This window comes from uncultured Aureimonas sp. (assembly GCF_913775355.1).
In the GTDB taxonomy this organism is placed as follows: Bacteria; Pseudomonadota; Alphaproteobacteria; order Rhizobiales; family Rhizobiaceae; genus Aureimonas.
Map to the genome: position 1 here is coordinate 1 of NZ_CAJYIU010000253.1, position 10,475 is coordinate 10,475.

Sequence of the window (10,475 nt, forward strand, 5' to 3'; positions counted from 1 at the left end):
TCACCATGCCCTCCCCGTCCATCCGCCAGAGGCAGTCGGCAAAGCCGGCAAGAAGAGCCGGCGGCAGCTCGTCGAAAGGCTCGGCAACCATCCCGGACTGTCCCTGCGCCCATCCGTCATGCCAAGCGATCTAACGATCGGGGGCGACGGCGCACAAGCCCGATCCCCCGGCTTGCCCCCATCATCGCCGCAGACGCGGCGACCTCTTCGATAGACGGGACGGTTTTCTTACCGCCATTTCATTCGCCAAGCGGTTGTGAAGCCCTTACATCACGGGGGAAAGATCGCGCGCGAGCGGAATGCGCCATGTTCACAGCCTGTGCCTTGGAACTGTCCGGTCAGCGCGTCCTGATCGTGGAAGACGAGTATTTCGCCGCCGAGGCGATGACCGCCGCGGTGCGCAGCGGAGGCGGCGAGGTCGTCGGGCCGGTGGCGAGCGTCGAGGATGCGCTGAAGCTTCTGGAAGGCGGCGAGCGCCTGGACGCGGCGATCCTCGATGTGAATCTTGCGGGCGATAAGGTCTTCCCCGTCGCCCACGCCCTTCGCCTCCACGACGTGCCGATCGTCTTCGTCACCGGCTACGACGACTGGATCATCCCGCAGGAATACGACGACGTGCCGGTGTTCCGGAAGCCGGCCGATCCCGACAACGTTGTGCGCCTCCTGTTCGAGCGCGGCTGAGGCGATCCGTCAGTCGAGGGTCGAGAGAATGGCGTGGCCCGCGCGCACGCGCGCCTCGTTCGGCCAGTTGCGGTTGGCGAGGAACACGACGCCGATCCGCCGCTCGGGCACGAAGGCCGCATAGGCGCCGAACCCGCGCGTCGAGCCCGTCTTGTTGAAGAGAACCGCGCCGTGCGGGGCTTCCGACGGGTCGAGCCGCGTCGCGGCTTGCGGCTTCAGCGCCATGTCGGCGGAATTGCCGGCGACCAGCGTCTCGACATCGACGGGATAGGGATACTGCTCCCAGCCGAGCCCCTGCACCACCGGGCCGACCTGAAAATGCCCGAGATGGGTCGCCTCGACGCCGGCGCGAAGCGGGGCGGCGAGCGTGGACGGATCGATCTCCACCTCCAGGAAGCGCGCCATGTCGGCGGCTGAGGACTTCAGACCGTAGGCCGGGCCGTCGAGCGGGCCGGGCGACACGCGGATCGCCTCGCCGCCGGGTGCGGTGCCATGGGCGTAGCGCGCCATCTCGCGTTCCGGCACCGCCAGGAACGTGCTGGCGAGGCCGAGGCCGGGCAGGATTTCGCGCGTCATCGCCGCCGCGAAGTCCGGTCCGAGGGCACGGCCGGCCAGTTCGCCGAAAAGGCCGATCGACGGGTTGGAATAGAGCCGCACGGCGCCCGGCTCGACCGCGGGCCGGAAGGTCTGGAAATATCGCAGGATGCCGTCCGCGCCCGACACGTCGTCGGGGAACTGAAGGGGCAGGCCCGCGGCCGTGTAGGTCGCAAGATCGAGAAGCGTCGCGCGGCCGAGCGGGTGGCCGGCGAGCCCGGGCTCAAGGCGCTCGGCCGGGTCGGCGAGCGACAGGCGCCCCTCGGCCTCGGCCGTGGCGCCGAGCGTCGCGGTGAAGGTCTTCGACAGGGAGCCGAGTTCGAACAGCGTATCCGACGTCACCGGCTTGCCGCCCGAGGGCGCATCGACACCGAAATTGAAATGATGGCGCCGGCCGTTCTCGACCACGACAACGGCCATGCCGGGAATGGCCGCCGCGCGCATCACAGGCTCGATGACCGACCGGACCTGGCGCTCGATGGCCACGTCCTCGGCCGCCTTCGCGCTCGGCGAGCCGCAGGCGAGACAGGCCGTCAGGGCAAGCCAGGCGGCAAGGGATCGGAGGGTCGGGGTGGCGGACATGAGGCCTGGACCTTATGGATGGCGGCAGCGGCGGGAGCGGTGCCGGCGTGGTTTCCTGCCCCGCATGTGCCGAGTTCGCGGCGCCCTGCGCAAACCACGAATTCTCGGGCGAGCCATGAAAAAATTTGGGGGACGAGGATGGCGAGGCCCTATCTGCCGCTGACGGCGCTGCGGGCCTTCGAGGCGTCGGCACGCCACCCAGTCGTTCACCCGCGCGGCGATCGAACTGAACGTCACGCAAGGGGCCGTCAGTCATCAGGTCAAGGCGCTGGAGCAGTCGCTCGGCGCCGCGCTGTTCGAGCGCCTGCCGCGCGGCCTGATGCTGACGCGCGAGGGCGAAATGCTGCTGCCGGGGGTGAGCGACGCGTTCGACCGGATGGCGGGCACGCTGACCCGCTTCGAGAACGGCGCGATGCGCGAGACGCTGCGGCTGGGAGCCGTCGGCACGTTCGCGGTCGGCTGGCTCGTGCCGCGCCTCTCCGCCTTCGCGCAGCGACACCCGTTCGTGGATTTGCGCCTGTCGACCCACAACAACCGCGTCGACCCGGCGGCCGAAGGGCTCGACTACGCCATCCGCTTCGGCGACGGCGCGTGGCACGGCACATGGTCGGCGCCGATCCTCGACGCGCCCTTGAGCCCGCTCTGCACGCCCGCGCTGGCGGCGGGGCTGGCAGCGCCGCGAGACCTTCTGAGCCACGCGCTCCTGCGCTCCTACCGCTCGGACGAATGGGCCAAGTGGTTCGCGCTTGCCGGCCTCGAGGGTGACGTTCGAATGCCGGCCGGCATCACGTTCGATACCTCGCTCGCCATGGTCGAGGCCGCGCTGATGGGCGCGGGCGTCGCCCTCGCGCCGCCGGCCCTCTTCGGCCGGCATCTCGCCGCGGGGAGGCTGATCCAGCCGTTCGGCGCCGCCGTCGATCTCGGGCGGTACTGGCTGACCCGGCTGCATTCGCGCGCCGAGACCGCAGCGATGACGGCCTTCCGGACTTGGATAGCTGAGACCGCGAAAGAGGCCGCGCCAAGCTTTTCGCTCGAAACGACGCCCCTCACCTCGTAAGGAGAGGCCGACGACTTGAAGCGTGAGGAACGATCGATGCGCATCGTGGTGACGGGCCGGCAGGGACAGGTGGTCTCGGCGCTTCTGGAGCGCGGCCCGGCCGCGGGCGTGGACGTCGTGGCGCTCGGTCGCCCGGACCTCGATCTTACCGACGCCGCCTCGATCCGCGCCGCCGTCTCGGCCGCGCGGCCGAATGCCATCGTCTCGGCCGCCGCCTACACCGCGGTGGACAAGGCGGAGAGCGAGCCGGATCTCGCCTTCGCGGTCAACGCCGAGGGCGCCGGCGCGTTGGCGGCCGCGGCCGCCGACTTCGGCGTTCCCATCGTCCACCTGTCGACCGACTACGTGTTCTCGGGCGAGAAGACCGAGCCTTATGTCGAAAGCGACCCGACAGGACCGGTGTCAGTCTATGGCCGCTCGAAGCTCGAAGGCGAGCGGCGGGTGGCGGAGGCGCAGCCGAACCACGCGATCCTGCGCACGGCCTGGGTCTACTCGCCGTTCGGCGCGAACTTCCTGAAGACGATGCTGCGGCTCGGCGAGACGCGCGATGCGGTGAACGTCGTCGCCGACCAGCACGGCACGCCGACGAGCGCGCTCGACATCGCCGACGCGGTGATCGCGGTGGCGCAGCGCCTGGCGGCCGACCCCGACCCGAACCTGCGCGGCATCTTCCATCTGACGGGCTCGGGCGAGGCGACCTGGGCGGATTTCGCGGACGTCATCTTCGCTGGAAGCGAGGCCCGCACGGGCAAGCGCGTCACCGTCGGTCGGATCGGAACGGCGGACTATCCGACGCCGGCACGACGCCCGGCGAACTCGCGCCTCTCGGGCGAGAAGCTCGGCCGCGTCTACGGGCTCGTCCTGCCCGACTGGCGCCAGTCGACGAAGGCCGTCCTCGACCGCCTTCTTTAGGCCTCAGGCGTCGAGACGACGCCGCGCGGCGGCGAGCCCCCAGGCGAGGAGGTCGGCCGCGGCCGCCTCGCTCCCAGCTTCGACGTAGCAACGCAATTCGGGCGCGTTGCCGGACGCGCGGTAGTGGACGGTCGAGCCATCGGCGAGCGTCGTGCGCACGCCGTCGAACGTGTTGACGTCCGTGATCGCGCCGCGCTCGGCAAAGAAGCGCTGCGCATCCTCGCCCCCCGCCGCCAGCATCGCGAGGAAGGGCGTGCTCTTGTCAGCCGCGATCTCGGGCAGGCGATCGGCGGCAGCCGCGCCCGCATCGAGCCCCTCGACGACACGCGACACGGACTGGCCGGCGGCCTTCGCCTCGGCGAGCGTCGCGACGATCGGAAGCAGCGCATCGCGCGTCTTCAACGCGGACAGGCGGCGCCCGTCCCGCTCCACGTCCGAGCCGACGAGGACACCACCGTTCGCCTCGAAGCCGACGACGGTGCCCGATCCCGCCGCCCCGTCCATCCCCTCGATCACGAAGGGCGAGCCGACGCGCGTGCGCACGACGTGCGAAAGGAACGGTGCGCGCTCGAGGCTCGACGACGAGGTGACCGGCGTCACCACGATGTCGGCGCCGAGCCGGCGGGCGGTCAGGAGGCCGAGAAGATCGCCGCGCACGATGTGCCCGCGCTCGTCGGCGAGAAGCGGGCGATCCGCGTCACCGTCGGTCGAGACGATGGCGTCGAAGCGACCGTCCGCCGTCCAGCCGGCGATGAGGTCGAGATCCTCCGGGCGATGCGCTTCGGTATCGACGGGAATGAAGCGGTCGGCGCGGGCGAGCGGCTCCGGCAGGGCGCCGAGGCGGCTCAAGGCTTCGACGAGCACGTCTCTCGCGACCGAGCTCTGCTGGTAGACGCCGACCCGCAGACCGGACAGGGCCTCCGGCCCGAAGAAGCCGACGATGCGCTCGATATAGGTCTCGGTGAGGCCACCGAGCTTCTGCGGCGCTTCGCCCGTTCCGGTTGCCGCTTCGCCCCCCGCCTCGAAGGCGGCGCGGATGCCGGCCTCGTCGGTTTTGGTGATCTCGCCGTCGGGGCGATAGAACTTCAGGCCGTTTCGATCGTCCGGGATATGGCTGCCCGTGACCATCACCGCGGCCGCGCCGCGCCGGATGGCTTCCTGCGCGAGCGCCGGCGTCGGCAGCGCGCCGGCGTCGAGCGCATGCCAGCCGTTGGCGCTCGAGGCACGAAGGCAGTCGGCCGCGATCTGCGGGCTCGAGGAACGCAGATCCTGCCCGACGATCACCTCGCGCGCGGTGGGGCCGAGCCCCGCCGCATCGAGATGGGCGAGAAAGGCCGCGGTCCACGTCGCCGCCGGACCACCGACGAGATCCACCACCAAGCCGCGCAGGCCGCTGGTTCCGAACTTCAAGCTGCTCATCCGCCGGCCTGCCCTTCCGCTTCGTTCCGCACGCAACAGGAGCCGCTGGGCTCAATTGCGGGCGTAGATGTCCTCGATGCGCACGATGTCGTCCTCGCCGGTATAGGAGCCGACCTGGACCTCGATGAGCTTCAGCGGAATCTTGCCGGGGTTGTGCAGGCGATGGGTGCAGCCGATCGGCAGGTAGGCCGCCTCGTTCTCGTGGAAGAGCTTGACCGCGCCGTCGACCGTCACCTCGGCGGTGCCGCGCACGACGACCCAGTGCTCGGCGCGGTGGTAGTGGCGCTGCAGGCTGAGGATGCCGCCCGGCTTGACGCAGATATGCTTGACCTGGAACCGGTCGCCGATGTCGATCCGCTGGTACCAGCCCCAGGGGCGGTGGATGCGGTGGTGCTGCCCGGCCTCGGGGCGCTTCTCGGCATGAAGCTTGGCGACCAGCGTCTTCACCTCGCCGGCCCGCTCGCGCTAGGTGACGAGAACGGCGTCGGGCGTCTTCACAACGACGACGTCGTCGAGGCCGACGACGGTGGTCAGCACCTCGTCGGAGCGCACGAAGGAGCCATGCGTGTCGAGGACGCTGACGGCGCCCTCGAGGACATTGCCGGCCTCGTCCTTGTCCTTGACGTCGAACATCGCGTCCCACGAGCCGATGTCGGACCAGCGGAAGCGCGTCTTCAGAACGCCGGCGCGCCGGGTCTTCTCCATGACGGCGTAGTCGATCGAGATGCGCGGCGCCCTGGCGAAGGCGCCGGCGTCGAGGCGCAGGAAGTCGAGGTCGCGCACGGCGGCCTCCAGCGCGCCGCGCGCGGCATTCAGAACCTCGGGCGCAAAGGTCGAGAGCTCTTCCTGCATCAGGCGCGCGGGGAAGACGAAGTTGCCCGAGTTCCAGCGATAGCCTTCCGCGACATAGGTCTCGGCCGTCTCGCGGTTCGGCTTCTCGGCGAAACGCTCGACCGTGAAGGCGCCGCTGTCGCCGAGCGGCGCGCCCGGCGCGATGTAGCCGTAGGCGGTGGACGGGCCGGTCGGCTCGATGCCGAGGAGCATGATGCGTTCGAAGCGCGTGGCGGCTTCGGCTGCCTCCTGGCAGTCGGCGGTGAAGAGCTCGCCGTCGGGGATCAGATGGTCGGCGGCGAGCACCAGGCAGACGGCGTCCTCGTCGCGCCCGGCCGCGATCAGCGCGCCGACAGCGATCGCCGCCGCCGAATCGCGACGCTCGGGCTCGAGCACGATGTCGGCCTCGATCCCGAGGCCGGCGAGCTGCTCGGCCACCACGAAGCGGAAGTCGGAATGGGTGACGACGACGGGGCGCGCGAAGCCCTGGCCGGACACGCGCAGGATCGTCTCCTCGAAGGTGGAGCGGCCGGAGTCCAGAAGCGAGACGAACTGCTTGGGCATCGTGTCGCGCGACACCGGCCAGAGCCGCGTTCCCGAGCCGCCTGCGATCACGACGGGATGAACTGTCCGGTTCGTGCTGGATGCCGTCATGCGCTCCACTCTTTCCTCGTGCGACCGTCGCCGATCCCGGCGACTCCCGTGGGATGCTGCCGACATATCGGCCCGCTATAGACGGGAAAGGTTCGTCATTGTCTAGAAAGCATTCGAATTGGTCTTAATGACCCGCCACCGCCCGGCTTGCCAAGCATCGCCGCTGACGCAGGTTGAGGCGCGTGACCCGCGAACCGAGGGATGCGAGCGATGCGCAGATCGACGGCCTATCTCATGACCCTCCTGACCGTGGCCTCGGTCGCGCCGGTGTCCGCCGCGACGCTGCAGGTGGAACTCCAGAACGAGACGTCGGAGACAATCTACACTGTCACCGCATTCGCCAGCGAGCTCGTCGCCAACAACCGCAACCTGACGCGCATTCCCCTCACCGCCGGCTCGTCGCGTCAGGTCACGATCTTCGACGACTACAACAAGTGCATCTTCACCTTCACGGTGAACTTCAACGCGCCTGCCCGCGCGCGCGGGCAGGCGACGACGCGCACGAGGGCCAAGCCCTTCAAGGTGCTGAAGGACGTCGACATCTGCGAGAAGCGGCAGATCGAAATCCGCTGATCTGGCCGGCGCCCGGCCGACCTTTCCCTCTCACATCCTAGCGTCGGCGGGTTTTGCTTCCGCCGGAGCCCGCGCACCGGCCGCTGCCAGCGACCGCGGGCGGAGCGCGTCCGCGCCCCGACGCGAGGCCATCACCGATCGCGACCCACCGCCGGCTGACGCAGCGTCAGACGCTCGCGGAACCATTCAGAAATGATCTATATGACATAAATTGTTATCATTAACTTATTATTATTCATTCGATTGACTCCCTCCGTAGCGTCATTAATAGATCGCTAACCAACAACAGGGGGTCGACATGGATTTCAGTAAATTTTTATCTTTCGGTAAGGTTTCGCTTACCAACAACGACGACACGCTGACGTCGACCTTCTATACGAAGGCCGCAATCCATGGCCTCGACGGCAACGACGTGTTCCAGACGCCGGACAACGGCGGCGTGATCACCTCGAGCGAATTCTACGGCGGCAACGGCGACGACCGCCTGATCGTCAACGAGAACACCGGGCTCCTGTTCGGCTCGAAGTTCGACGGCGGCGACGGCATCGACACGTTGGAACTCACCTCCGACAAGCGGATCGTCATGTCGTCCGAGGGGACCGGCGACGCGACGGCCGTGACGGTGAAGTCCTACGCCTTCGGCTTCCTTCAAACGGGCTCGCTCACCGGCGAGAGCGTCGAGCGCTACATCGTCAAGGCGAGCTGCTATCAGGACGTCCTCGTCGGCGGCGCCGGCAACGACTTCCTCGACGGCCGCGGCGGCCTCGACATCTTCAAGGGCTCGGCCGGCGACGACAGCTACGTCTTCGATACGGTCGGCGAGAAGGTGACCGGCGAAACGGCGAACGGCGGCAACGACCAGATCTTCACCACCGTCTCGGTCAAGCTCGGCGATGCCGGCGCCGACAACGCCAACATCGAGAACCTGCGCCTCGTCGGCGAGGCCGCGATCAACGGCACGGGCAACAGCCTGAACAACCTCATCACCGGCAACACCGCCGACAACGTCATCACCGGCGGCGCCGGCAACGACCGGCTCTACGGCAACGGCGGCGTCGACAAGTTCGTCTTCGCCGAAGCCGGCGCGGGCAATCGCGACCACATCTTCGACTTCGACGCCAACGACTTCATCGTGCTCGACCGCTCGCAGGGCGCCTTCGCCAACCTCAGCGCGGTCAACGGCGCGCTGGACCCGGCCGACCTGTCGATCAACAAGGCCGTCGGCTTCGACGCCCAGCTGATCTACAACAAGGCGACCGGCATCCTCTCCTACGACGCCAACGGCGAAGCGGCTGGCGGCTCGCAGGACATCGCCTTCATCGGCGCCGGCGTCGACCTCAAGGCCGACCACATCCTCCTTGTCTAGGACGAGGACGAGGGGCAGAACGAGAAAAGGGCCGCTGGCGGATCGCCGGCGGCCCTTTTCGTCGGGGGAATGGCCCGCCGCGAGGCGACCTGGCGCATCTCAGACCATGACGTCGCCGGTGCTGCGGCTCTTCCAGTCGCGCAGCGACCCGTCGAGATCGGTCGAGAAGCGGAAGCCGCTGGCCAGCAGCGCGGCCGGCTCGACGCGGGTCGAGCGGACGAGCTTCAGGATGCGCTCGCGGTCGATGCCGTTGCGCACGCCGACCCGGTTGAGGACCTCGAAGGGAATGGCGGCCGCGTTCATCAACGGCTGCGGAACGACGCCGCGCGGCGGCTTGTAGCCGGCGACGCGTTCGAAGGACTGGCAGATCTCCTCGATCGTGTAGGCTCGCGGGTAGCAGAAGTTGTAGAGGAACTCGCGCTCGCCAAGACCCATCGCATGGTCCATCGAGCGCACGATCTCGCCGACATAGCCGCAGCACTTGATCGTGTCCTTGCGGCCGGGATAGACGAACGTGCCCTTGCGCAGCGCCTTGGCGAGGCGCGTGAAGTTGCCGCCCTCCCCCTGACCGAAGATCACGGCCGGCCGCGCGATCACGAGGCGGCGCGCCGCCTCGCCCGCCAGCCACTGGCGGTGAATGCCCTCGGCCAGAAGCTTGGAGCGGCCGTAGTCGGAAACCGGCTCGGGCACCGAGCGCTCGGTCTTCAGGTCCTCGCCCGGACCGTAGACCGCGATCGAGCTCGTGAAGAGGATCGCCTCGATGCCGTTGCGCGCGGCGAACTCGCAGATGTTGAGCGCCCCACCGAGATTGGTCTCGTAGTATTCATGCGGCTCATGCCCCGGTGTGCGATGGACGGCGGCGAGGTTGAAGATGGCGTCATAGGCGCCGTCGAGCCGCTCCGGGAACGGCGCACGGATGTCGTGGACCTCGTAGGCCACGCCCGCGACGGGCCGCGAGGGCGGCAGGATATCGACGCTGACCAGCCGGTCGTATCGCCCCTCCGCCTTCAGATGCGCCAAGAGGTGGGTCCCGATGAACCCGGCCCCGCCCACAACCATCGCCTGCTTCACCTGCGACCTCCGTCAGCATCCCTGCGGTTCATATGCAGTGCAACATGGAAAGGATCAACCAATTCGCAGTTCGGAGCACCCCGAGCGCCACACGGCGGGACGTCCGCCCGTCTCACAGGCCCGAACAAGCTTGATCCGACAAATTGCATCTCATTATAAGGATCGCATTCGCTGGGACTTGGGGCATGCTTCAGAATCGGACATGGGTCGATCCAACCGCCGAGGCTGAATTCTGGACGCAGATGGAGCGGCTGGAAGCGGCGAGCGCGCGCCTTCAAGCTCTCAGTCGCCTGAGTGGGCTCCTAAAGGGCGGCCCCTTCCGCCGCGCGGCCCTGCGGCGCGACCTCGAGGCCATCCGCGATCAGGCCCAGGCGCTCGTCGACCGACACACGATCCTCGTCGCCGACGCGGCCGATGCGGCGCCCGTCGCCGCGCCCGCCTCGGCGGCCGATCCGCTGCGCACGCTCGCCGGCATGGTGGTCTCGCTGCGCCAGGATCGAACGGTGCGTCCCGAGGCCGGCGAGGAGACCGCGGTCTGATCGGCCACCGTTCGGGGCCGCGGCCCCGCGCCCCGTACATGGCAGCGTCACATTCATCGCATAGCGCAACGTCTGCCGGGTTCATGCCGAACCCGGCGGAAACCTTGTCACGTTCCTTTTCTTGCATTGCAAAGGACGACGTGAAACATGGGTTCGTTATCCTGTAGTTGCATATCGACCGGCGGCGAACTCCGGC

General features: G+C 68.5%; 8 protein-coding genes and 2 pseudogenes. 6 read left to right on the top strand and 4 right to left on the bottom strand.

Annotated features, from left to right (window positions below; translation table 11 throughout):
* Window positions 1–306 precede the first annotated feature (306 nt).
* Entirely contained in the window at window positions 307–681 is a 375-nt protein-coding gene (locus QZ753_RS15280) for a response regulator (RefSeq protein WP_294644802.1), read from the top strand.
* Window positions 682–690: 9 nt separating this feature from the next.
* Here QZ753_RS15280 and ampC read toward each other — a convergent pair whose 3' ends face one another.
* A complete protein-coding gene (gene ampC / locus QZ753_RS15285; protein WP_294644804.1) occupies window positions 691–1,857 on the bottom strand; it encodes a class C beta-lactamase in 1,167 nt (388 codons plus the stop codon).
* Between the two features lie 138 nt (window positions 1,858–1,995).
* Here ampC and QZ753_RS15290 point away from each other — a divergent pair.
* Together QZ753_RS15290 and rfbD are read left to right on the top strand one after the other, a co-directional pair.
* Window positions 1,996–2,914: pseudogene (locus tag QZ753_RS15290) on the top strand (LysR family transcriptional regulator).
* 36 nt (window positions 2,915–2,950) lie between these two features.
* Entirely contained in the window at window positions 2,951–3,826 is an 876-nt protein-coding gene (gene rfbD / locus QZ753_RS15295; protein WP_294644813.1) for a dTDP-4-dehydrorhamnose reductase, read from the top strand.
* A 3-nt stretch (window positions 3,827–3,829) separates the two neighbouring features.
* Here the strand turns inward: rfbD and QZ753_RS15300 are convergent, their stop codons facing one another.
* The gene (locus QZ753_RS15300; RefSeq protein ID WP_294644805.1) at window positions 3,830–5,245 is read right to left on the bottom strand and encodes a phosphomannomutase; all 1,416 of its coding nucleotides are present in this window, start codon (window positions 5,243–5,245) and stop codon (window positions 3,830–3,832) included.
* Between the two features lie 51 nt (window positions 5,246–5,296).
* Window positions 5,297–6,730 (bottom strand): annotated as a pseudogene (locus QZ753_RS15305) (mannose-1-phosphate guanylyltransferase/mannose-6-phosphate isomerase).
* Window positions 6,731–6,940: 210 nt separating this feature from the next.
* Here QZ753_RS15305 and QZ753_RS15310 point away from each other — a divergent pair.
* Together QZ753_RS15310 and QZ753_RS15315 are read left to right on the top strand one after the other, a co-directional pair.
* On the top strand, window positions 6,941–7,303 hold the full coding sequence (locus QZ753_RS15310; RefSeq protein WP_294644806.1) for a hypothetical protein: 363 nt from the start codon (window positions 6,941–6,943) through the stop codon (window positions 7,301–7,303).
* 298 nt (window positions 7,304–7,601) lie between these two features.
* Window positions 7,602–8,669 (top strand): calcium-binding protein, encoded by a 1,068-nt coding sequence (locus QZ753_RS15315; protein ID WP_294644808.1) that lies wholly within the window; start codon window positions 7,602–7,604, stop codon window positions 8,667–8,669.
* A gap of 99 nt (window positions 8,670–8,768) precedes the next feature.
* Here QZ753_RS15315 and QZ753_RS15320 read toward each other — a convergent pair whose 3' ends face one another.
* Window positions 8,769–9,740 carry an NAD(P)-dependent oxidoreductase gene (locus QZ753_RS15320; RefSeq protein WP_294644810.1) on the bottom strand — a complete coding sequence of 324 codons (972 nt, stop codon included), beginning with the start codon at window positions 9,738–9,740 and terminating at the stop codon, window positions 8,769–8,771.
* Window positions 9,741–9,925: 185 nt separating this feature from the next.
* Here QZ753_RS15320 and QZ753_RS15325 point away from each other — a divergent pair, with 185 nt between their 5' ends.
* Entirely contained in the window at window positions 9,926–10,279 is a 354-nt protein-coding gene (locus QZ753_RS15325; protein WP_294644812.1) for a hypothetical protein, read from the top strand.
* Window positions 10,280–10,475 lie beyond the last annotated feature (196 nt).

Coding starts and splice junctions, on each gene's coding strand:
- QZ753_RS15310 (WP_294644806.1), top strand. CDS start 6,941: ATGCGCAGATCGACGGCCTATCTCATGACCCTCCTGACCGTGGCCTCG.
- ampC (WP_294644804.1), bottom strand. CDS start 1,857: ATGTCCGCCACCCCGACCCTCCGATCCCTTGCCGCCTGGCTTGCCCTG.
- QZ753_RS15315 (WP_294644808.1), top strand. CDS start 7,602: ATGGATTTCAGTAAATTTTTATCTTTCGGTAAGGTTTCGCTTACCAAC.
- QZ753_RS15280 (WP_294644802.1), top strand. CDS start 307: ATGTTCACAGCCTGTGCCTTGGAACTGTCCGGTCAGCGCGTCCTGATC.
- QZ753_RS15300 (WP_294644805.1), bottom strand. CDS start 5,245: ATGAGCAGCTTGAAGTTCGGAACCAGCGGCCTGCGCGGCTTGGTGGTG.
- rfbD (WP_294644813.1), top strand. CDS start 2,951: ATGCGCATCGTGGTGACGGGCCGGCAGGGACAGGTGGTCTCGGCGCTT.
- QZ753_RS15325 (WP_294644812.1), top strand. CDS start 9,926: ATGCTTCAGAATCGGACATGGGTCGATCCAACCGCCGAGGCTGAATTC.